21 protein-coding genes are annotated in these 20,212 nt (G+C 62.7%); 9 read left to right on the top strand and 12 right to left on the bottom strand.

What is annotated here, in order from left to right:
* Positions 1 to 4 precede the first annotated feature (4 nt).
* Positions 5 to 1,255: a kynureninase gene (kynU, locus tag AC57B6_RS31555; RefSeq protein ID WP_496422796.1), complete on the bottom strand. Its 1,251-nt coding sequence runs from the start codon at positions 1,253 to 1,255 to the stop codon at positions 5 to 7.
* Positions 1,256 to 1,339: 84 nt separating this feature from the next.
* Positions 1,340 to 1,978, bottom strand: a complete 639-nt coding sequence (kynB, locus tag AC57B6_RS31550; RefSeq protein ID WP_406867505.1) for an arylformamidase — start codon at positions 1,976 to 1,978, stop codon at positions 1,340 to 1,342.
* 130 nt (positions 1,979 to 2,108) lie between these two features.
* Between kynB and AC57B6_RS31545 the strand changes: the two genes are divergently transcribed.
* Complete coding sequence (locus tag AC57B6_RS31545; protein WP_028197961.1) at positions 2,109 to 2,618, top strand: Lrp/AsnC family transcriptional regulator; 510 nt, start codon at positions 2,109 to 2,111, stop codon at positions 2,616 to 2,618.
* A 78-nt stretch (positions 2,619 to 2,696) separates the two neighbouring features.
* Here the strand turns inward: AC57B6_RS31545 and AC57B6_RS31540 are convergent, their stop codons facing one another.
* On the bottom strand, positions 2,697 to 3,206 hold the full coding sequence (locus AC57B6_RS31540) for a flavin reductase family protein (protein ID WP_046567896.1): 510 nt from the start codon (positions 3,204 to 3,206) through the stop codon (positions 2,697 to 2,699).
* A gap of 256 nt (positions 3,207 to 3,462) precedes the next feature.
* Between AC57B6_RS31540 and msrA the strand changes: the two genes are divergently transcribed.
* Positions 3,463 to 4,011, top strand: a complete 549-nt coding sequence (gene msrA, locus AC57B6_RS31535; RefSeq protein ID WP_028197959.1) for a peptide-methionine (S)-S-oxide reductase MsrA — start codon at positions 3,463 to 3,465, stop codon at positions 4,009 to 4,011.
* Positions 4,012 to 4,074: 63 nt separating this feature from the next.
* Here the strand turns inward: msrA and AC57B6_RS31530 are convergent, their stop codons facing one another.
* The 3 genes from AC57B6_RS31530 to pdxH form a co-directional block, all read right to left on the bottom strand.
* On the bottom strand, positions 4,075 to 5,364 hold the full coding sequence (locus tag AC57B6_RS31530; protein ID WP_496422795.1) for a DUF72 domain-containing protein: 1,290 nt from the start codon (positions 5,362 to 5,364) through the stop codon (positions 4,075 to 4,077).
* A 106-nt stretch (positions 5,365 to 5,470) separates the two neighbouring features.
* The gene (locus AC57B6_RS31525; RefSeq protein WP_144192434.1) at positions 5,471 to 6,685 is read right to left on the bottom strand and encodes an SAM-dependent methyltransferase; all 1,215 of its coding nucleotides are present in this window, start codon (positions 6,683 to 6,685) and stop codon (positions 5,471 to 5,473) included.
* 141 nt (positions 6,686 to 6,826) lie between these two features.
* Positions 6,827 to 7,468: a pyridoxamine 5'-phosphate oxidase gene (pdxH, locus tag AC57B6_RS31520; protein ID WP_496422794.1), complete on the bottom strand. Its 642-nt coding sequence runs from the start codon at positions 7,466 to 7,468 to the stop codon at positions 6,827 to 6,829.
* A 255-nt stretch (positions 7,469 to 7,723) separates the two neighbouring features.
* Between pdxH and tcdA the strand changes: the two genes are divergently transcribed.
* Positions 7,724 to 8,581: a tRNA cyclic N6-threonylcarbamoyladenosine(37) synthase TcdA gene (gene tcdA, locus AC57B6_RS31515; RefSeq protein ID WP_028197955.1), complete on the top strand. Its 858-nt coding sequence runs from the start codon at positions 7,724 to 7,726 to the stop codon at positions 8,579 to 8,581.
* Positions 8,582 to 8,716: 135 nt separating this feature from the next.
* Here the strand turns inward: tcdA and trxA are convergent, their stop codons facing one another.
* On the bottom strand, positions 8,717 to 9,565 hold the full coding sequence (gene trxA / locus AC57B6_RS31510; protein ID WP_496422793.1) for a thioredoxin: 849 nt from the start codon (positions 9,563 to 9,565) through the stop codon (positions 8,717 to 8,719).
* A gap of 97 nt (positions 9,566 to 9,662) precedes the next feature.
* Complete coding sequence (locus AC57B6_RS31505; RefSeq protein ID WP_496422792.1) at positions 9,663 to 10,538, bottom strand: pirin family protein; 876 nt, start codon at positions 10,536 to 10,538, stop codon at positions 9,663 to 9,665.
* Positions 10,539 to 10,718: 180 nt separating this feature from the next.
* Here AC57B6_RS31505 and AC57B6_RS31500 point away from each other — a divergent pair, with 180 nt between their 5' ends.
* A complete protein-coding gene (locus tag AC57B6_RS31500; RefSeq protein ID WP_216750050.1) occupies positions 10,719 to 11,600 on the top strand; it encodes an EamA family transporter in 882 nt (293 codons plus the stop codon).
* Positions 11,601 to 11,677: 77 nt separating this feature from the next.
* Here AC57B6_RS31500 and AC57B6_RS31495 read toward each other — a convergent pair whose 3' ends face one another.
* Positions 11,678 to 13,255 carry an N-acetylmuramoyl-L-alanine amidase gene (locus tag AC57B6_RS31495; RefSeq protein WP_496422791.1) on the bottom strand — a complete coding sequence of 526 codons (1,578 nt, stop codon included), beginning with the start codon at positions 13,253 to 13,255 and terminating at the stop codon, positions 11,678 to 11,680.
* Positions 13,237 to 13,869, bottom strand: coding sequence for a tRNA (adenosine(37)-N6)-threonylcarbamoyltransferase complex ATPase subunit type 1 TsaE (gene tsaE / locus AC57B6_RS31490; protein WP_496422790.1), 633 nt, complete (start codon positions 13,867 to 13,869; stop codon positions 13,237 to 13,239). The genes AC57B6_RS31495 and tsaE overlap by 19 nt, the downstream gene beginning before the upstream one ends.
* A 17-nt stretch (positions 13,870 to 13,886) precedes the next feature.
* Between tsaE and queG the strand changes: the two genes are divergently transcribed.
* From queG to xerD, 3 genes are all read left to right on the top strand, one after another.
* Complete coding sequence (queG, locus tag AC57B6_RS31485; protein ID WP_496422789.1) at positions 13,887 to 15,128, top strand: tRNA epoxyqueuosine(34) reductase QueG; 1,242 nt, start codon at positions 13,887 to 13,889, stop codon at positions 15,126 to 15,128.
* Positions 15,129 to 15,225: 97 nt separating this feature from the next.
* On the top strand, positions 15,226 to 15,696 hold the full coding sequence (locus AC57B6_RS31480; RefSeq protein WP_106352495.1) for a methylated-DNA--[protein]-cysteine S-methyltransferase: 471 nt from the start codon (positions 15,226 to 15,228) through the stop codon (positions 15,694 to 15,696).
* On the top strand, positions 15,693 to 16,628 hold the full coding sequence (gene xerD / locus AC57B6_RS31475) for a site-specific tyrosine recombinase XerD (RefSeq protein ID WP_496422788.1): 936 nt from the start codon (positions 15,693 to 15,695) through the stop codon (positions 16,626 to 16,628). The genes AC57B6_RS31480 and xerD overlap by 4 nt, the downstream gene beginning before the upstream one ends.
* A 37-nt stretch (positions 16,629 to 16,665) precedes the next feature.
* Here the strand turns inward: xerD and AC57B6_RS31470 are convergent, their stop codons facing one another.
* On the bottom strand, positions 16,666 to 18,228 hold the full coding sequence (locus AC57B6_RS31470) for a class I adenylate-forming enzyme family protein (protein ID WP_496422787.1): 1,563 nt from the start codon (positions 18,226 to 18,228) through the stop codon (positions 16,666 to 16,668).
* 140 nt (positions 18,229 to 18,368) lie between these two features.
* On the opposite strand from AC57B6_RS31470, the gene ybaK reads away from it, so the two are divergent.
* Together ybaK and plsY are read left to right on the top strand one after the other, a co-directional pair.
* On the top strand, positions 18,369 to 18,860 hold the full coding sequence (gene ybaK, locus AC57B6_RS31465; protein WP_028197945.1) for a Cys-tRNA(Pro) deacylase: 492 nt from the start codon (positions 18,369 to 18,371) through the stop codon (positions 18,858 to 18,860).
* Positions 18,861 to 18,974: 114 nt separating this feature from the next.
* Positions 18,975 to 19,619, top strand: a complete 645-nt coding sequence (gene plsY / locus AC57B6_RS31460; protein WP_028197944.1) for a glycerol-3-phosphate 1-O-acyltransferase PlsY — start codon at positions 18,975 to 18,977, stop codon at positions 19,617 to 19,619.
* A gap of 89 nt (positions 19,620 to 19,708) precedes the next feature.
* Here plsY and AC57B6_RS31455 read toward each other — a convergent pair whose 3' ends face one another.
* Complete coding sequence (locus AC57B6_RS31455) at positions 19,709 to 20,194, bottom strand: YajQ family cyclic di-GMP-binding protein (RefSeq protein ID WP_030101113.1); 486 nt, start codon at positions 20,192 to 20,194, stop codon at positions 19,709 to 19,711.
* Positions 20,195 to 20,212 lie beyond the last annotated feature (18 nt).

Below are 20,212 nucleotides of genomic sequence, written 5' to 3'. Positions count from 1 at the left end.
TTCCTCAGGTCACTGCGCCGCGTGCGGCAAATTCAGGTGCTCGCCAGCTCTCTTGCGTAAGCACCTCGCGCAGCGTCTCCACTGCATCCCATACATCGACAAAGCGCGTATACAGCGGTGTAAAACCAAACCGCAGCACATGGGGCTCACGATAATCGCCGATCACGCCACGCGCGATCAGCGCCTGCATCACTTCATAGCCATGCGGATGCTCGAAGCTCGCGTGCGAACCGCGTCGCGCATGCTCACGCGGCGTGACGAGCTTCAAGGGAAACTCGCCGCAACGCGCCTCGACCAGCTCGATAAACAGATCGGTCAACGCGAGCGACTTGGCGCGGATCGTTTGCATATCCGTTTGCAGGAACACATCGAGTCCGCATTCGACGAGCGACATCGACACCATCGGTTGCGTGCCGCACAGGAAGCGGCCGATGCCGTCATCGGGCTGGTAGGCCGGGTCCATCTTGAACGGCGCGCGATGCCCCCACCAGCCGGACAGCGGCTGCGCGAAATCGTTTTGATGGCGCTTCGGTACCCAAACGAACGCCGGTGAACCGGGGCCGCCATTCAGATATTTATACGTGCAGCCGACTGCGTAGTCGGCGCCGACGCCGTTCAGATCGACCGGCACCGCGCCCGCCGAATGCGCGAGATCCCACAGCGCGAGTGCGCCCTTGTCGTGGATGAGGTTGGTCAGCGCGGCCATGTCGTGCATGTAGCCGGTGCGGTAATTCACGTGCGTGATCATCGCGATTGCGGTGTCGTCGCCGATCGCGGCGGGCAACTCGGAGGGATCGTCGACAAGGCGCAATTCATAGCCGCGGTCGAGTTGTTCGATCAGCCCTTGCGCGATGTACAGATCGGTCGGGAAATTCGAGCGCTCGGAAACGATCACGCGACGCTTCGGATCGCGCGCGTTTGCGAGGCGCACGGCCGCCGACAAAAGCTTGAACAGGTTGATCGAAATCGTGTCGGTGACGACCACTTCGTTGTCGGCCGCGCCGATCAGCGGCGCGAGCTTGTTGCCGAGACGGCGCGGCAATTCGAACCAGCCCGCAGTGTTCCAGCTGCGGATCAGGCCTTCGCCCCATTCGGCGCCGATCACAGTCTGCGCGCGTTGGGCGGCGGCGGCCGGCGGCACGCCGAGCGAATTGCCGTCGAGATAGATGGTGCTCGGCGAGAGTGCGAACTGGTCGCGCAGCGGCGCGAGCGGGTCGGCGTTATCGAGCGCCAGTGCTTCGTCACGAGTGTTCATGTTGGTCCAGTCAAAGGGATTGGGAGAGTTCGGTGAATGTGATTCAGTTTCGGCAGGCACCAGCAGCGCCTTTAGCGCCCGTGTTCACCGCGATTCGGGCAGCGCCCGCAGCACGGCGCGCACAGGGCTCGCGTCGAGCGAGGTCAGCTTGAGCGGCAGCGCGATCAACTCGTAGTCGCCGGGCGCGACCGCATCCAGCACGATCCCTTCGAGGATCGCCATGCGGTGCGCGCGAATCCGGTGATGCGCGTCCATCGTCTTCGATTCCTGCGGATCGAGCGACGGCGTGTCGATGCCGATCAGCTTCACCCCTCTCGCTGCCAGCAAGTCGATCGTTTCCGGCGCGACCGCGCAGAATGAGCTGTCCCAGACCTCGGTCGGCGCGTTTTTGTAAGTGCGTAGTAAGACTCGCGGCGGCAGGTCGTCGAGCGAGCCGCTCAGGTGTTGTGGCGTCACAACAGGCGAAGCGCCGATGCAATGAATCACGCGACACCGTCCAAGGTACGCATCGAGCGCAACCTGGCCGATTGCCGGGCCTTCGGCGTCGTAGTGAAGGGGGGCGTCGGTGTGGGCGCCGGTGTGCGGCGACAGTGTCAGGCGCGCGACGTTGACGGGCGAGCCCGCCTCCATGCGCCACACGCGTTCAATGCCGACCGGCGTATCGCCCGGCCAGACGGGCGTCGCCGTATCGACGGCGGGGGTGATGTCCCAGAGTGTGTCCATGTCTCCATCGGCGGATTGTGTCTATCCACAAATGATAGGTGGCTTGACGCGAAATGTGATTGCGAAAAAATCTCCTTCTGAGCCGTGTCTTGGAACATAATTTGAGTCAAATGGGAAAGGGAGACCGAATATGAACGCGATCTCGCTCGACGCCACCGATTGCCGTATCTTGACGGTGCTTCAGCAAGAAGGACGGATCAGCAATCTCGATTTGGCGGAGCGTATTTCGCTTTCGCCGTCGGCCTGTCTACGACGCCTGCGTCTGCTGGAAGAGCAGGGCGTCATCGAACATTACCGCGCGTGTCTGAACCGCGAAGTGCTGGGTTTCGAACTGGAAGCGTTCGTGCAGGTGTCGATGCGCAACGACCAGGAAAACTGGCACGAGCGTTTTGCTGAAGCGGTGAGGGATTGGCCGGAGGTCGTCGGCGCATTTGTCGTGACCGGCGAAACCCACTATCTGTTGCGGGTGCTCGCCCACAATCTCAAACACTATTCGGATTTCGTGCTGCAACGCCTCTACAAGGCGCCGGGCGTGATGGATATTCGTTCGAATATCGTGCTGCAGACGCTGAAGGAAGATTCGGGCGTGCCGGTGTCGCTAGTGACGAAAAGCAGCGGTCATAGCGCGACGCATAGCTGAATGCGGGCGGCGGGGCCGCTTACGCGTGCCTGTATCTGGGCGCGTGGAGGCCGCCGATCCCAAGGCGCCGCCGTCCGTTCAGAACGGCTTGAGCCCGTGAAACTGGCCGTTCTGAAACACCAGCGGGGCAATCTCCGCAGCATGCTCGTGAACCCCGCAGCGCTCCACTTCGCCGACGAAAATCACGTGGTCGCCTTCCTCGTAGCGGCTGCGGTTATGGCATTCGAACCAGGCGAGCGCGCCGTCGAGCACCGGCATACCGGTGTCGCCCTCGGCATGCGAGACCCCTTCGAAACGATCTCCCTTCACCGTCGCGAAGCGTTTGCACAGATCGAGCTGCGACGCGGCCAGCACGTTGACCACGTAGTGACTGTTGGCGCGGAACACCGGCATCGACGCCGAGCGCGTGGCGAGGCTCCACAGCACCAGCGGCGGATTGAGCGAAACCGAATTGAACGAGCTGGCCGTGATGCCGATCAATTGGCCGGACGCCGCGCGTGTCGTAATCACGGTGACGCCGGTGGCGAATTGACTGAGCGCCTGTTTAAAGGCGGACTGGTCGAAGTTGGGCGGACTGGCGCGCTTCATTGGACGTAAGCCTTTGCGTCAAACCGGGTGAGCCCCGGTCCGGACCCATCGTGCATGCGGCCAGAAACAAATGATTCAAAAGTCATAGTGAAAATCGTCGATTTGTCCCAATTTTAACTGCAATCGCGGTGGACTGGCCGCGCGCCCTGCCAGCTAGTGGAAAAACCGCTAAGCTGGAAAGTCTGGGCGGTGGCATGAGCGTTGCGGTGAACTGGGACCGGCATTGGCCGGCTATGGGTATCAAGGAGCAAGCAGCATGAGTCAGACAGGCGAAATCGCCACCCTCGGTGGCGGGTGTTTCTGGTGTCTCGAAGCGGTGTATCTGGGCGTCGAAGGCGTGAACTCAGTGGAGTCCGGCTATGCGGGCGGCCACACCCAGCGGCCGACCTATGAGCAGGTGTGCGACGGCGTAACCGGCCACGCGGAGGTCGTGAACGTCGACTTCGATCCGGCGAAGATCAGCTATCGCGAGATTCTCGATATTTTCTTCGCGATTCACGATCCGACCCAGTTGAACCGGCAGGGTAACGACGTCGGCACGCAATACCGCTCGGTGATTTTTACCCATTCCGACGCGCAGCGCGAAACGGCCTTGCAGGCGATCCGCGAGATCGGCGAACAGGGTATCTACGATGGCCAGATCGTCACCCAGGTGCTGCCGCTCGACGGCAACTACTGGCCGGCCGAGGCATATCACCAGAACTATTTCGCGCAGCATCCGAATCAGGGCTACTGCTCGTTCGTGGTGGCGCCGAAGGTCGCGAAATTCCGTCAGAAGTTCGCGCATCGGATCAAGGCGAGCTGAGCCTTTGGCGGCGGACCGGCGGACCGGCGGTCCGATGCGGCTTGTTCTACCTGCGCCGACAGCTCAGTTCTGGCTGCCGGGCTCGGCGCCTTCGTCCCGCTCACTCGGGTCCGATTGCGGCTCAGCTGCAGGCGCCGCTTGCGTGTCGTCGTGGTCGTGCTCATGTTCGTGAGCTAGCCGCGCGTACGCCTCGATAATCTCCCGCGCGAGTTCCACGCAGCTTAACGGCGCCGAGCCTTCCGCCTTGTTGTTGACGGCGATCACCACCGGCTGGCCGGCCAGCGCGTAGCGCGCGGCCAGTTCGGCGAGCGCGGCGCGGGTGCCCGGGTCCTGATCGACCAGCCGGTCGAACGGTTCGTACTTGGCTTTCGCCTGCTCGTATTTGAAGCCGCCGTGCAAACTCCAGCGCACGATCAGCGGGCCGGCCGGCTCGCCGTCCAGCAGCGCGAGCGCCGCCGCCTGACGTAACGGGTCCGGCATCCGCGCATGAATCCCCACGCAATACCGCACCCCTGCCGCTTTCAGCGTGCGGATGAAGCGTGGCGTGAGCAGACTTGCATCGCGGATTTCGATCGCATAGCAGGTGCCGCCGGGCAGCTTGGGCAACGCTGCCATGAATTCCGCGAGTCGCTCGATGAACGCCGCCGGTTGCGCGAGCATCTGGTCGGGCAGCGGCGAGAGCTGGAACACCAGCGCACCGGCTTTGGCACCGAGGCCTTCGAGGCATGGCGTGACGAAGTCGTCGATCGCCATTTGCGCGTTCAGAAAGCACGGATTCAGCGAGACCGGCTCGCCGCGTTCGGCGCGCACGGTGGCGTCGGTGATCGTCATCGGAGCTTTGACGATGAAGCGGAAGTGCTCCGGCACCTGCTGCGCGTAGCGCAAGTATTCGGTGACCGTGAGCGCCTGGTAAAACGACCGGTCGATGCTGACAGTCTTCAGCAGCGGATGCGCGCCGTAGGCCGTCAGGCCTTCGCGCGAGAGTTTGCTATTGCTGTATTCGTCGCCGTAGACGATGCCGTTCCAGCCCGGAAACGACCATGTCGACGTGCCGAGATGCACCTGCGGCGGCAGTTCGGCAGCGATCGCGAGGAGTTCGGCAGAGGGCGGTGCGGCGAGAACGTCGCGTGAGCGGCGTTTCCTCGGCGTATCGGCCGTTGCCGGTGCGGCATTGGCTTGCGTAGTCGCACGCGGTGGTTTTGCTCCGGCGTCAGGCTTCGGTGCGGATGCCGGTGCCGATACCGGCTTCTGTTCCACCGGCATCCCGAACAGATCGAATTGCACGGCGCCGGCCTGCACCTCATCTGCGCCGCTCACCGGCTGTTCAACTTCGCTTGTCCCGCTCTGGTCCATCTATGTCCGACCTGCTGTCGTTTAGGGTTTGCGCCGCGTCGGCCTGCCTATGCAGTGTCCGTAGCCCCGGCACGCGGCGACGGTAGATCGCCACGGCGCAACCGTATCACAACGTTTTGTCGTACATATAGCGACGCGACCACGGCAAGGTTTTCGCGCTGCGGCCGGCTTTGCGGCACACCACCTGGTAGATCGAGACGTCGTCGTTTTCGAATGCATACGCGCAACCGGCGAGATACACGCGCCAGATGCGGAATTTTTCGTCGTCGACCAGCTTGCGGGCTTCGTCCGCGTGCGTTTCGAAGTTATCCGCCCAGATGTCCAGCGTGTGCGCATAGTGACGGCGCAGGCTTTCGACGTCAACCGCTTCAAGGCCACCGCGCTGCATCGATTCGAGCGCAAGGCTGATGTGCGGCAGTTCGCCGTCCGGGAACACATAACGGTCGATAAATTCGCCGCCGCCCAGCGCGGTTTCGCCGCTATCCGCATCGCTCGACGTGATACCGTGATTCATGGCGATGCCGTCGTCGACGAGCAGATCGTGGATCTTCTGGAAGTAGCCCGGCAGATTCTTGCGGCCGACGTGCTCGAACATGCCGACGCTGGTGATGCGATCGAATTGCCCCTCGACGTCGCGATAATCCTGCAGACGAATCTCAATCTGGTTTTCCAGGCCCGCGGCTTTCACACGCGCGGTCGCGAGATCGAACTGGTTCTGCGACAACGTCACCCCGACACACTTCGCGCCGAATTTCTGCGCGGCGCGCAGGACGAGTGCGCCCCAGCCGCAGCCGATATCGAGCAGGCGCTGCCCCGGTTGCAACTGGATCTTGGTGAGGATGTGATCGATCTTCTTGATCTGCGCGGTGGCGAGATCTTCATTGCCGTTTTCGAAGTACGCACACGAGTACACCATATTCTCGTCGAGCCACAGCTTGTAGAACTCGTTCGAGACGTCGTAGTGATACTGAATGGCCTTCTTGTCCGACGACTTCGAGTGATTGAAATAGCGTCGCACGCGCGCCAGCTTGCTTGCGCTCGTGACGGTGTTGCGCGCCAGCTGATAGCCGACGTTGATGATATCGGACAGCTTGCCTTCGATATCGATCTTGCCCTTCACGTACGCCTCGCCGAGATTGTCGAGGCTCGGTTCGAGCAGGTAAGGCAGCGCCGTAGCGCTTTTGACATGTAGCGTGACCTGAGGCGCGGCGAACTGCCCGAAGTCATGTTGCTGACCGTCCCACAGCACAAGGCGTGCTGGCAGGTTAGCCTTGGTTTTTACCTCTTCCACCCACTGCGCCAGCTTTTTCTCCCAGAACATGTGAACTCTCCGTGTCCGTTGAACTAAAGCAAAGCCTGTGCGGATTGCGTCTCCGTGCGGCGCAACTCCTATGCCGCGAGACGCAGTCCTTCCGGCGCGCGCTGCTGCGTTGGCAACGCGCGTATGGTGTTGTATTCCGATTCAAGGCGATAGGCGGGAGATTTGCCAGTCGCTGTTTTCGCTTGAACGTGTGTAGAGCAACCGGTCGTGCAAACGCGACGGCCGGCCCTGCCAGAATTCGATTGCTTCGGGTACCAAACGATAACCGCCCCAGTGCGGCGGGCGCGGTGGATGGTCGCCGTATTGCAGGCCAATTTCACGTTCGCGCGTCTCAAGCTGCGAACGGCTTTCAATTACCTGACTTTGATTGGATGCCCACGCACCGATGCGTGAGCCAAGCGGGCGCGACGCAAAATACGTATCGCTTTCTTCCGCGCTGGTTTTGACGATGCGGCCTTCAATACGCACCTGGCGCTCGAGTTCGATCCAGTAGAAGAGCAGGCTTGCGTAGGGATTGGCGGCCAGTTCGCGGCCCTTGCGGCTTTCGTAATTGGTGAAGAACACAAAGCCGCGCTCGTCGACCCCTTTGATCAGCACGATGCGCGCCGACGGCCGGCCACGCGAGTCGACCGTGGCTAGCGTCATGGTATTCGGCTCGGGCAATTGGGCGTCTACCGCTTGCTGAAACCACGTCTCGAATTGACGAAACGGGTTGCGGTCGATATCGGCCACGTCCAAAGAACCCAGCGAATAATTTTTTCGAAGTTCGGCGAGGGAGGTCATATTCTTATGCGAACGCTTCAGTCCAATCAGTATAGCCAGGGCTTGAAGTTTTTGCCCGCAACCAGATCAAGGCCCGCGGGGCTGTGTGGATATGCACGCTACAGCCACGTTACAACGTTAGCCGCCGTTTGTCCTCCAGATTGGCGTGGTCATGCCGATTGACGCGATCAGGCAAAATACGGGCTGGGAACGCTTGGGCGCGCCCGAGCGTTTTCATCACTTTGTGCTTTGCCTGCTTTGAACGAGCCTTCCACTATGTCCAGTACCGCCGCGCCTTCTGATCTTACTACCAGCCTCGACGGGAGCGAAACCGCCGACCGCGCGCGGCGCTTCGGCGGCGTTGCCCGGCTGTACGGCGCGCCGGCGCTCGCTGCATTCGAAGGCGCACACGTCGCCGTGATCGGCATCGGCGGGGTGGGTTCGTGGGTAGCAGAGGCATTGGCGCGCAGTGCGGTCGGCACGCTGACCCTGATCGATCTGGACAATGTCGCCGAGAGCAACACTAACCGCCAGATCCATGCGCTGGACGGTAACTACGGAAAACCGAAAGTCGAAGCGATGGCCGAACGCATCGCGGCAATCAATCCGTTCTGCGACGTGCGGCTGGTTGAAGACTTCGTCGAGCCGGACAATTTCGCGGCAACGCTCGGCGGCGGTTTTGACTACGTGATCGATGCAATCGACAGCGTGCGCACCAAAACCGCGTTGATCGCGTGGTGCGTCGAAAAGAAACAGCCGTTGATCACGGTAGGCGGCGCGGGTGGCCAACTGGACCCAACGCGCATCCGGATCGACGATCTCGCGCTGACCATCCAGGACCCGCTGTTGTCGAAAGTGCGCGGGCAGTTGCGCAAGCAGCATGGTTTCCCGCGTGGTCCGAAGGCGAAGTTCAAGGTGAGCGCGGTGTACTCCGACGAACCGTTGATCTATCCGGAAGCCGCCGTGTGCGATATCGACGAGGAAGCGGAGCATGTGACCACGTCGCCGGGGCATACGGGGCCGGTGGGTCTGAACTGTGCGGGATTTGGATCGAGTGTGTGCGTGACCGCGAGTTTCGGGTTTGCCGCGGCCGCGCATGTGTTGCGGGCTTTGGCAAAGCAGGCAGCGGGTTGATGCCAGGGGTAATACGGCAATAGGCCGGTAGGGCGGTAGGACGCCAGGGCGGTTTATGCCGCGTGTGCGGCAGTGCATTCAGACGCGGCTGCCGCGCCGCGCCTGAATGCAAAACGGAACAGGTCTAAAACCAGCCTAGAACAGCAGCGCGCTCAGCTTGCGCCGCCATTGCGACACCAGTTCCGGCTGATGCGCGGCGAGATCGAACACCGAAAGCATCGTCTTGCGGCCGATGTCTTCGCGGAACGTGCGGTCGCGTTGGACGATAGCTAGCAGCTGCTCGAGCGCGCCTTCGTATTTGCGGCGGGCAATGAGCGCACTCGCCAGATCGAAGCGGGCTTCGAGATCGTCAGGATGCGCCGCGACTTTGGCTTCGAGCGCGTCCGTAGGCGGCAGATCGGCCGCTGCATCCACGGCGTCGAGCCGGGTCTTGATCGCGTTGAAGCGGGCGTCGATCCCTTGCGTGGTCTTCGGCGACAGCAGGTCGACTTCATTGCGTGCTTCGTCGATACGTTGATCTTCGAGCAGCATCTCGATGCGATCCATGCGCGCCTCGTCGAAGCCGGGGTCATAGGCGAGCGCTGCTTGCAGTGCGTTGTAGGCATCCTCGCGGCGGCCTTCAGCCAACGCGGCTTGCGCTTCAAGACGCGCTGCTTCCGCGCCTTGTGGCACGAGGCGCTCGATGAATTCGCGCAACTGGCTTTCCGGCAGCACACCGACGAATTGATCCACCGGCTGGCCATCGGCAAACGCCATGACGTGCGGAATGCTGCGCACCTGGAAGTGCGCGGCCAGTTCCTGGTTCTCGTCCACGTTCACTTTGACGAGCTTCCATTTGCCGGCTGCTTCGGCTTCGAGCTTTTCCAGCATCGGGCCGAGCGTCTTGCAGGGACCGCACCACGGTGCCCAGAAATCGACCAGCACAGGGGCCAGTGTCGACGCCGTGATGACGTCCCGTTCGAAAGTGGCCAGCGTGGTATCCATTACGTCCTCGTCGATAAAACAGTTGATGGCTAAATGGGGGCGTGTGCAGCGAATTCAATGACTCAGCGCGGCGAATGCAGGCCGCGACCACGCTGGCTTATTTTTTCAGCGGCAGCGGAATCCACTCGGTTTCACCCGGCACTTTGCCCATCTCCTGATTGGTCCACGCCAGCTTCGCCGCTTCGATCTTCTCGCGCGAGCTGGCGACGAAATTCCATTCGATAAAACGCTCGCCGTCCAGTTTTTCGCCGCCGAGCAGCATGACACGCGCGCCGTGGGTGCTGGCAAGCGTGACGGTTTCGTCGAGTGCGAGCACGGCCATCTCACCGGCTTCGAGCGGTGTGCCGTCGATCTCCAGATCGCCTTCCGCCAGATAGACGCCGCGCTCCTCGTGTTCCGGTTCGAGCGCGAAGGCGCCACCCGGGGCGAATTCCGCAGCTACATACAGCGTGCCGGAAAAGGTCGCGACCGGCGAGGTTGCGCCGAACGCGGTGCCCGCGATCACGCGCAGCGCGACGCCGTTGCGTTCGACCACCGGCAGCGTCTCGGCGGCGTGATGCGAGAAGGACGGCTCGATATCTTCGTCTTCGAGCGGCAGCGCGACCCAGGTCTGGATGCCGTGCATGGTCTGGCCGCTCGCGCGCTCTTCGGCGGGCGTGCGCTCGGAATGGACGATGCCGCGGCCCGCCGTCATCCAGTTGACGTCGCCTGGGACGATCTTCTGCTCGGAGCCGAGGCTGTCGCGATGCATGATCGAGCCTTCGAACAGATACGTGACGGTGGCAAGCCCGATATGCGGGTGTGGACGTACGTCGAGTCCGACGCCGGGAGCGAGCGTGGCAGGGCCCATGTGGTCGAAAAAGATGAACGGGCCGATCAGGCGCGCCGCCATGGCCGGCAGCACGCGCCGCACGGTGAGGTTACCGACGTCGCGCAAATGCGGTTTGAGAACGGCTTTAATCGAGGAAGACATGGGCGGGCTCGGCTGAAAGGGGGTAGTCGGTTTTTTGCTCGATAGACGATTCTACTGCGGAGGGCGCAATGCTGACGGTTTGCGCCGCATGGCGACTTCGGGATTCCGTAATGCGCGCGGCTCCCGTGGCGCGGCGGGCTCCGCTAAACTGCCAGATCGAACAATCAAATGGAGACTGGGATGTCGCCCAGGGACTTACTGCTCGCGCTTGTCGTCGTGGTGGCGTGGGGCGTCAATTTCGTGGTGATCAAGGTGGGTCTGCACGGGGTGCCGCCCATGCTGCTCGGCGCGCTGCGCTTCACGCTCGCCGCGGTGCCCGCTGTGTTCTTCGTCAAACGGCCGCAGATGCCCTGGCGCTGGCTGTTGGCTTACGGCGCGACGATTTCATTCGGGCAATTCGCCTTCCTATTCTCGGCCATGTACGTCGGCATGCCGGCGGGGCTCGCTTCGCTTGTCTTGCAGGCACAGGCGTTCTTCACGCTGATTTTCGCGGCCGTGTTTCTGCATGAGCGCTTTCGCGTGCCGAACGTCGTTGGCTTGTCGATCGCGGCGGCCGGTCTCGCGGTCATCGGCATGCAAGGCGGCCATGCGATGACGCTCGCCGGTTTCGTGCTGACGTTGTGCGCCGCCTGTTCCTGGGCGTTAGGCAACATCGTCACCAAGAAGGTCGGCAAGGTCGATCTGGTCGCGCTGGTGGTGTGGGGCAGCCTGATTCCGCCGTTGCCGTTCCTCGCGCTGTCGTACGCATTCGAAGGGCCGCAGCGGATCGTCGCGGCGTTGTCCGGGATCAGCGCGATGTCGATTTTCGCCATCGTGTACCTCGCGTTTATCGCGACGTTGATCGGCTATGGTCTGTGGAGCCGGCTTTTGTCGCGCTATCCGGCCAGCCAGGTGGCGCCGTTCTCGCTGCTGGTGCCGATTGTCGGACTGGCGTCGGCTTCGCTGTTTCTCGACGAGCACTTGTCCACGGTGCAGGTCGTGGGCGCCTTGCTGGTGATGGCGGGTTTGGCGGTGAATGTGTTCGGCGGGTGGGTCGTGCAACGTTTTTCACCGGCGCGTTGAACAGCGCTCAAGCGTGACGCAGAAAAAAACGGCCGCATCGAGCGGCCGTTTTTTTGTTGCCTGCGTGCCACCCCGCATCAGGTCATGCGGTTCTTGGCCAGAGGGGGATTGGCCGCGAAATAGCGCTTGATGCCGTTCATGATCGCATCGGCCATCTTGTCGCGATAGGCGTCGTCATTCAGGCGGCGCTCCTCGTCCGGGTTGCTGATGAACGCGGTCTCCACCAGGATCGACGGAATGTCCGGCGCCTTCAGCACGGCGAATCCGGCCTGTTCGACCGAACCCTTGTGCAGCTTGTTGATACCGCCGATCTCCTTCAGCACGAAGTTGCCGTAGCGCATCGAATCGCGAATCTGCGCGGTGGTCGACATATCGAACAGCGCGCGGTTGACGGAGGCGTCGGCCGACTTGATGTTGATGCCGCCGATCTGATCCGACGAGTTCTCCTTGTTTGCCATCCAGCGCGCCGCGGCGCTCGACGCGCCGTGCTCCGACAGCGCGAACACGGACGAACCCTTCGCTTCGGGCGTGGTGAACGCGTCGGCATGGATCGACACGAACAGGTCCGCGCCCACGCGCCGCGCCTTCTGCACGCGCACGTTGAGCGGCACGAAGAAATCGGCGTCGCGCGTCATCATGGAGCGCATGTTCGGCTGGGCGTCGATTTTTGCGCGCAGCTTCTTCGCGATGTCGAGCGCGATGTGCTTCTCGTAGGTCCCCGCGCCGCCAATCGCGCCCGGATCTTCGCCGCCGTGACCCGGGTCGATGGCGACCGTGAGCAAACGCACGGTGTTGCTCTTGCCGGTTTTCGGGTTGGTGAAGGCGTAGTTGTCGCTGCTGTCGCTGTCGTCGCCGCCCAGATTGCTGCCGCTGGTGCCGCCCTTGTTGCGGGCGATTGCGGTGGGCGGCGCGACAGGCGCCGTCGGTGTGGCAGGTTTGCCGAGGATGGGCGGAACGGGCGGCGGCGCGCTATGCGTGGGCGGGTGCGGCACGGCCGACCCGGACCCGCTGCCGCCGTTCTGCGCATAACGTTCGAAAAAGGCCTCGCTGTTGTCAGCGGTGGGCGGCGTGGTGCCGGGACCGCTCAGCGTGACGGGCGGCGCGTTGTTTTCGTCCAGCGTTTGTTGCTTGCGCTCGGTCTGCGCGAGCAGATCCATCAACGGATCGGGTGCGACCGCGGGGTACAGGTCGAACACCAGCCGGTATTTGTACGCGCCGACGGGCGGCAGCGTGAACACCTGCGGCTTCACCGAGCCTTTCAGATCGAACACCATGCGCACGACGTGCGGCTGATATTGGCCGACGCGCACCGACTGGATCTGCGGGTCATTCGGCGTAATCTTCGATACCAGATCCTTCAGCGCCTGATCCAGATCGAGGCCGTTCAGATCGACCACCAGCCGGTCCGGACCCTGCAGCAATTGCTGCGTGTTCTGCAAAGGCTGATCCGACTCGATCGTGACGCGTGTGTAATCTCGCGCCGGCCAGACCCGCACACCCAGCACCGAACTCGCCCACGCGAGGCGCGGCGCGACCAGGCCGAGCACCAGCGTGGAAGCGCCTGCGCGCAGAATCTGCCGGCGCCGCCAGTTATGCGTTGCGGTGGCCGCCGATTCGATCGAGCGGAACGGTTTGATTAACATCTTTCGAGACATGCCTTTCCTGATTCGCTGTATGCCCGTGCAACGAGTACCCGGCCTTCGCCCTCCTGGTCCAGGTCGAGTGCGAAGACGAGATCCGGTATGCCAAGCAGACGCCCGGCGCGCTGCGGCCATTCGACGAGGCAAATAGCGCCGCTGTCGAAGTACTCGCGAAAGCCGGCGTCGGCCCATTCGGCCGGGTCGGTGAATCTGTACAGATCGAAGTGATAGAGCGCGAGTTCCCCAACGGGCCGCTCGAGCACGTAGGGTTCGACAAGCGTGTAAGTGGGACTGCGCACGCGGCCGGTGTGGCCGAGGCCGCGCAAGGTCGCGCGCACGAGCGTGGTCTTGCCCGCGCCGAGGTCGCCGATGAGTTGTACTTGCAGGCCATGGAATGGCTGCTTGGCTTCGGTGCCCGGCGTGGCTTGCGGCGAGTTTTGCTGTGGGTCTTGCCGCGAGTCTTGCTGCGGGTTTTGCTGCGGGTTTTGCTGCAACTCGCGCATGCTTTCGATTGCCCGTGCAAAGCGCTCGCCGAATGCATTGCTGGCGGCCTCGTCCGCGAGCGCGAAGGAGCGTTCGAGCAGGATATCGGCGGGCGGTTGGATCGCGAGATCGGGATTGACGGGCATTCTCGTAAAATGGCGTGATGAACCGAAGTCCGGAGTCCCCTGTTTCTGGCATGCCCACGTCCGACGACGATGCGCATGCCGAACGTCGTTTCGATGAAACGGCGCTGAACGCGCTCGCGCTCGACATCAAAACGTGGGGCCGTGAACTGGGTTTCGGGGCAGTCGGTATCAGCGACACCGACCTCTCCGCTGCCGAAGCGCCGCTTGCAGCATGGCTGGACGCGGGTTGCCACGGCGAGATGGATTATATGGCGAAACACGGTATGAAACGCGCGCGGCCCGCCGAGCTTGTGGCCGGCACGCGACGTGTGATTACCGCGCGCATCGCCTATTTGCCCGCTCAGACATTGAGTGGAAAGGCACACGAAAGCGCTTTGCAGGACTCGCCGCGGATACCGCAAGACTGGCGCGCAGCCGAGCATGCGCGGCTTGCGGACCCATCGGCGGCGGTGGTCTCGATCTATGCGCGGGGCCGCGATTATCACAAGGTGATGCGTAACCGTCTGCAACAACTAGCCGAGAAAATAGAGGCGGCGATTGGTGCATTCGGCTACCGCGTATTTACCGATTCGGCGCCGGTACTCGAAGTTGAATTGGCCCAGAAGGCCGGCATCGGCTGGCGCGGTAAGCACACGCTGCTGCTGCAACGCGATGCGGGGTCGCTGTTTTTTCTCGGCGAGATCTACGTCGATGTGCCCTTGCCTGCCGATGCCGAGACCTCGCCCGACGATGCGCCTGAAACGCCGGGCGCGCATTGCGGCAGTTGCACGCGCTGCATCGACGCCTGCCCGACGGGTGCGATTGTTGCGCCGTACAAGGTCGATGCGCGCCTCTGCATTTCCTATCTGACGATCGAATTGAAGGGCAATATTCCCCTGGAAATGCGGCCGCTGATCGGTAATCGTGTGTATGGCTGCGACGATTGCCAGCTCGTCTGTCCGTGGAACAAGTTTGCGCAGGCCGCACCGGTCGCCGATTTCGATGTGCGGCACGGGCTCGATCGCGCGACGCTGGTCGAGCTGTTTGCATGGAGCGCGGAGGACTTCGATACGCGCATGCAGGGGAGTGCGATTCGCCGTATCGGCTATGAGAGCTGGTTGCGCAATCTGGCGGTGGGGATGGGCAATGCGCTGCGGGCCCCTTCGGAGCATCTGGGCGCGGATGCGCGCGCGGCGATTGTGCACGCGCTTGAATTGCGCGTCGGAGACCCCTCTGCCGTTGTGCGAGAGCATGTGGAATGGGCGTTGGAAGCGGCGTAAAGTAGCGGCAATCCGGTGGCGGGTGCATGCCTGCACGCCATGCAGGTACGCTACCGCGAAGTTTAAAAGGCACCGGTTCAGTCATGAGGCAAGCACCATGTTCAACGCAGTGATCGATGCACCGTTCGGCAAGGTCGGCATTCGTCTCGAAGGCGAGGCCGTGCGCGAGATCGTCTATTTGCCGGAGTCGGTGCAGAGCGTTGCACCGGACACGCTATTGGCCAGACAGGCAGCCGGGCAGATCGAGCGTTATTTCGAGCGTGCGTCGGCGAAGTTCGAATTGCCACTGGCGCAGGTCGGCACCGCGTTCCAGCGCCGCGTATGGCAAGCGATCAGCGACATCCCGCCCGGTGTCGTGCTGACCTATGGACAACTGGCACGGCAGGTCGGCAGCGTCCCGCGCGCGGTCGGCCAGGCGTGCGGCTCCAACTATTTCCCGATTGTGGTTCCGTGTCATCGGGTGGTGAGTTCGAGCGGCATCGGCGGATTCGCGCATACGGGTGGAGACGGCTTCTTTCGCAACGTCAAGCGTTGGCTTCTGGCGCATGAAGGCATTCCCTACGCATGAGCGACACCGTGACTGAAGACGCGCTCGTCGCGTCGCCTTTGTTTGTCGCGAGCTCGGCCTCGATCGATGCATTCTGCGACGCGCTGTGGCTCGAACACGGCTTGTCGCGCAACACGCTCGACGCGTACCGGCGCGATCTGCGGTTGTTCTGCGAATGGCTCGCACAAACCCGCAACGCGTCGCTCGATACCGCCAGTGAGGCCGATCTCAACGCCTACAGCGCGGCGCGCCAGAAAGACAAATCGACCTCGGCGAACCGGCGCCTCTCGGTGTTTCGCCGCTACTACGGTTGGGCGGTGCGCGAACATCGCGCAAAGGTCGATCCGACGGTACGCATCCGTTCGGCCAAGCAGCCGCCGCGTTTTCCGTCGACGCTCACTGAAGCCCAGGTTGAGGCGCTGCTCGGTGCGCCGGATATCGACACGCCCTTGGGCCTGCGCGACCGCACCATGCTGGAGTTGATGTACGCGAGCGGTTTGCGTGTCACCGAACTCGTCACGTTGAAGACCGTGGAAGTGGGCCTGAACGAAGGCGTCGTGCGTGTGATGGGCAAGGGTTCGAAAGAGCGCCTGATTCCATTCGGCGAAGAGGCTCACGGCTGGATCGAACGCTATCTGCGCGAAGCGCGGCCTGCTTTGCTGGGCGCGCGCGCGACGGATGCGCTGTTCGTCACGAGCCGCGCGGAGGGCATGACCCGTCAGCAGTTCTGGAACATCATCAAGCGTCACGCGGCAGCGGCCGATGTGCACGCGCCGCTCTCGCCGCATACGCTGCGGCACGCGTTCGCGACGCACCTGCTGAACCATGGCGCCGACCTGCGCGTCGTGCAACTGCTGCTCGGCCATACGGATATCTCGACCACGCAGATCTATACGCACGTGGCCCGCGAACGGCTGAAGTCGTTGCATGCGCAGCATCATCCGCGCGGATGATTCACACAAGGCGTGCTACTCGCGTTTGCCCGCGCCGTTAGATGAACTCGCGCAACCGGTGCTTGAGAATCTTGCCCGTCGACGCCGCCGGCAGCGCGGCGAGCACCTTCACTTCAGCAGGACGCTTGTAGGGCGCGAGACGCTCGCCGCACCACGCGATCAGTTCCGCTGGCGACACCGTTGCTCCCGCGATCAATTCGACGAACGCGACCACTTCTTCGTTGCCCTCTACCGCGCGCCCGATCACGGCCGATTGCACTACCTGCGGATGCGCGTTCAACACATGCTCGACTTCCGACGGATACACGTTGAAGCCCGAGCGGATGATCAGCTCCTTGCTGCGCCCGACGATATGCAATGCACCGTCCGCGTCCTGGCGGGCGAGGTCGCCGGTTTTGAGCCAACCGTCTTCGGTGACGGCAGTGCGGGTCTGCTCAGGGTTCCGGTAATAGCCGAGCATCACGTTCGGACCGCGAACCCATAGTTCGCCGATTTCGCCCGCCGCAGCATCCACGCCATCGGGTCCGACGAACCGCACGTCGACGCCGGGAATGACTTCGCCGACCGAGCAATCGCTGCGCGGTGCGTCGAGCATGGTGTGCGAGACGGTCGGGCTGCTTTCGGTCATACCGTAGCCGTTGTGCAGCGTAAGGCCGTAGACGGTTTCGACGTGCGCCTTTAGTGCAGCATCGAGCGGCGAGCCGCCCGAATAGGCGAAGCGCAGACGTGGCGCGGACCAGGCGTGGCCGTGCGTGTGCAGATGTTCGAGCAGTTTGGCGTGCATGGCCGGAACGCCCTGGAAGATCGAGACGCGTTCTTCGGCGAGCGCGCGCCGCACCGCTTCTGGCGCGAAACGCGGGGCGAGCCGCAAGGTTGCGCCGGCGTGCAGGCTGCCAAGGCAAACCGAGGCGAAACCGTACACATGCGAGATCGGCAGGACGGCGTACACCACATCGTCCGGCCCGACTTTGCGCAAGCGGCTCGACACGGCCGCGATGAAGAGCAGATTGCGATGCGACAGCATCACGCCCTTCGGCGCGCCGGTGGTTCCCGTGGTGTAGATCAGCGCGGCGCATTGGCGGTGACTGGCGGCTTCGACCGGCTCGGCTTGCGCGTTGGCGTCGATCGCGTACGACCAGCCGCCGATATCCGGCGTGATGGCAGGCGCCTTGACGGCTTGATGCCGCTCGGCATGCTGTTGGGCATCCACGGAGCTTTCGACCGCGTAGGCGACCACGCGAGGCTGCGCATGCGCACGGATCGCGTCGAGTTCCGCAGCCGACAGGCGCGCGTTCGACACCAGCGCCCACGCGTCGAGTTTCGCGGTCGCGAACAGCAGCACGATCTGCGCGATGCTGTTCTCGGCCACGATCATCACCCGATCGCCGCCACGCACCCCCCATTCGCGCAGCAGCGCGGCGGCGGCGTCGACGGCCTCCAGAAGCTGTGCATTGGTCAAGCGGCGCGCGTCCTCGATCAAGGCGACGTGCTGCGGATCCCGCGCGGCCGCAAGCACCGGGATTTCGGCGATACGCGTGGGCAGGCCGGCCAGTAACGCGGGGATGTCGATAGTGGAACGGGTGGAGGAATCGAGGTTCAACGCTGTCTCCAGGAAGCAATCCGGTACCCGGCATGCGGTGCGCCGGAACATTTGCGAACGATCGTGCCACAATCGCCGGGCCCGCACAATTGGCCGTTCGGCAAATAGCCGTTGTGCAAACTCGCTATTACAATGCGCCGATGAGCAAATCCAGACACGTCTCCGAAACGCCCGCGACGCAGTTTCTGCGCCGCCATGGCGTCACTTTCGGCGAGCATCCTTATGATTATGTCGAGCATGGCGGCACTGAAGAGTCGGCGCGCCAGCTCGGTGTGGACGAACATCATGTCGTGAAGACTTTGGTGATGGAAGACGAGCACGCCAAGCCGCTGATCGTGCTGATGCACGGCGACCGCACCGTCAGCACCAAGAATCTGGCGCGGCAGATTGGCGTGAAACGCGTCGAGCCGTGCAAGCCCGAGGTGGCGAACCGCCATTCGGGTTATCTGATCGGCGGCACGTCGCCGTTCGGCACGCGCAAGCAGATGCCGGTGTACGTGGAGTCCAGTATTCTCGAGTTGGACAAAATCTGGCTGAACGGCGGCCGGCGAGGTTTTCTGGTCAGCATCGAGCCCGGGATCTTGACCGGTTTGCTGGCGGCGCAGCCGGTTCAGTGCGCGAGCGTCGATTGACGTTTGCCTGAATGTTGGCCGGGCAGGCGGGTTCGGTAGAATGTGCGCCGCCTTGTTCCCTGTTGCGGTTGAAGTATCGAGTTTCAGACCGCCGATCCTTATAAGAGTCCCCAGATGCAAAACCTGATCGTTGCTGTCGTTGCCTACCTGATCGGCTCGGTGTCGTTTGCCGTGATCGTGAGCGCTGCAATGGGGCTGGACGACCCGCGCTCGTATGGTTCGGGCAATCCGGGCGCCACTAACGTGCTACGCAGCGGCAGCAAGAAGGCCGCGATTCTCACGCTGATCGGCGACGCCTTCAAAGGCTGGTTGCCGGTGTGGTTCGTGGTGCACTTCGGCGCGCGCTACGGGCTCGACGATACGTCGGTGGCGATAGCGAGCATCGCCGTGTTTCTCGGTCATCTGTATCCGGTTTTCTTCCGCTTCAAGGGCGGCAAGGGTGTGGCGACCGCCGCGGGTGTGCTGCTCGCGATCAATCCGATCCTCGGCATTGCTACGTTGCTGACGTGGCTGATCGTGGCATTCTTCACGCGCTATTCGTCGCTGGCGGCTTTGGCCGCGGCCGTATTCGCGCCGCTCTTCGACGGTTTTCTGTTCGGGCCGCATATCATCGCGCTGGCGATTGTCGTGATGAGTTCGCTGCTGGTATGGCGTCACCGCGGCAATATCGCCAAGCTGATGCGCGGCCAGGAAAGCCGCATCGGCGACAAGAAGAAAACCGACGCAGCGGGGAGCGCGGCCGGCGGTAACGAGTCTTGAGCGTGGACCCATTGGCGGGCCTCAACGGGGCCTCAACGCACGTCCGCTACCAGGCGTCCACACATGCCTGGTTTTAAGCGTCACGCGTGTCAGTCACGGAAGTTGTTGAAGTCGAGCGGCGTGTCAGTCACGTCCTTGCGCAGCATTGCGATCACGCTTTGCAAGTCGTCGCGCTTGCCGCCTGTGATGCGCACCGCATCGCCCTGAATGCTCGCCTGGACCTTGATCTTGCTGTCCTTCACGAGGCGCACGATTTTCTTCGACAGATCGCCGGAGACGCCTTTCTTGATCTTGATGACCTGCTTGACCTTGTCGCCGCCGATCTTCTCGATCTTGCCGTAGTCGAGAAAGCGCACGTCCACATTGCGCTTGGCCATTTTCGACAGCAGGACGTCCTTGACCTGGCCGAGCTTGAAATCGTCGTCGGCGTAGGCCGTGATTTCACTTTCCTTCTGCTCGACACGCGCGTCCGACCCTTTGAAGTCGAAGCGGGTTGAAATTTCCTTGTTGGACTGCTCGATCGCGTTCTTGACTTCGATCATGTCCGCTTCGCAGACGACGTCAAACGATGGCATTGTTTTCTCCCAATGGTG

It is taken from the genome of Paraburkholderia sp. BGA-UO-ETr-F12 (genome assembly GCF_059567945.1).
This window is presented reverse-complemented; position numbering and strand designations above follow the sequence as displayed.

Excerpts from the sequence above, each read along its gene's own strand:
- kynB (WP_406867505.1), bottom strand. The coding sequence starts at position 1,978 with ATGGACACACTCTGGGACATCACCCCCGCCGTCGATACGGCGACGCCC.
- AC57B6_RS31525 (WP_144192434.1), bottom strand. The coding sequence starts at position 6,685 with ATGTTCTGGGAGAAAAAGCTGGCGCAGTGGGTGGAAGAGGTAAAAACC.
- AC57B6_RS31505 (WP_496422792.1), bottom strand. The coding sequence starts at position 10,538 with ATGTCTTCCTCGATTAAAGCCGTTCTCAAACCGCATTTGCGCGACGTC.
- trxA (WP_496422793.1), bottom strand. The coding sequence starts at position 9,565 with ATGGATACCACGCTGGCCACTTTCGAACGGGACGTCATCACGGCGTCG.
- plsY (WP_028197944.1), top strand. The coding sequence starts at position 18,975 with ATGCAAAACCTGATCGTTGCTGTCGTTGCCTACCTGATCGGCTCGGTG.
- tcdA (WP_028197955.1), top strand. The coding sequence starts at position 7,724 with ATGTCCAGTACCGCCGCGCCTTCTGATCTTACTACCAGCCTCGACGGG.
- AC57B6_RS31500 (WP_216750050.1), top strand. The coding sequence starts at position 10,719 with ATGTCGCCCAGGGACTTACTGCTCGCGCTTGTCGTCGTGGTGGCGTGG.
- AC57B6_RS31495 (WP_496422791.1), bottom strand. The coding sequence starts at position 13,255 with ATGTCTCGAAAGATGTTAATCAAACCGTTCCGCTCGATCGAATCGGCG.
- AC57B6_RS31480 (WP_106352495.1), top strand. The coding sequence starts at position 15,226 with ATGTTCAACGCAGTGATCGATGCACCGTTCGGCAAGGTCGGCATTCGT.
- AC57B6_RS31540 (WP_046567896.1), bottom strand. The coding sequence starts at position 3,206 with ATGAAGCGCGCCAGTCCGCCCAACTTCGACCAGTCCGCCTTTAAACAG.
- xerD (WP_496422788.1), top strand. The coding sequence starts at position 15,693 with ATGAGCGACACCGTGACTGAAGACGCGCTCGTCGCGTCGCCTTTGTTT.
- queG (WP_496422789.1), top strand. The coding sequence starts at position 13,887 with ATGAACCGAAGTCCGGAGTCCCCTGTTTCTGGCATGCCCACGTCCGAC.
- msrA (WP_028197959.1), top strand. The coding sequence starts at position 3,463 with ATGAGTCAGACAGGCGAAATCGCCACCCTCGGTGGCGGGTGTTTCTGG.
- AC57B6_RS31545 (WP_028197961.1), top strand. The coding sequence starts at position 2,109 with ATGAACGCGATCTCGCTCGACGCCACCGATTGCCGTATCTTGACGGTG.
- AC57B6_RS31455 (WP_030101113.1), bottom strand. The coding sequence starts at position 20,194 with ATGCCATCGTTTGACGTCGTCTGCGAAGCGGACATGATCGAAGTCAAG.
- tsaE (WP_496422790.1), bottom strand. The coding sequence starts at position 13,869 with ATGCCCGTCAATCCCGATCTCGCGATCCAACCGCCCGCCGATATCCTG.
- pdxH (WP_496422794.1), bottom strand. The coding sequence starts at position 7,468 with ATGACCTCCCTCGCCGAACTTCGAAAAAATTATTCGCTGGGTTCTTTG.
- ybaK (WP_028197945.1), top strand. The coding sequence starts at position 18,369 with ATGAGCAAATCCAGACACGTCTCCGAAACGCCCGCGACGCAGTTTCTG.
- AC57B6_RS31530 (WP_496422795.1), bottom strand. The coding sequence starts at position 5,364 with ATGGACCAGAGCGGGACAAGCGAAGTTGAACAGCCGGTGAGCGGCGCA.
- kynU (WP_496422796.1), bottom strand. The coding sequence starts at position 1,255 with ATGAACACTCGTGACGAAGCACTGGCGCTCGATAACGCCGACCCGCTC.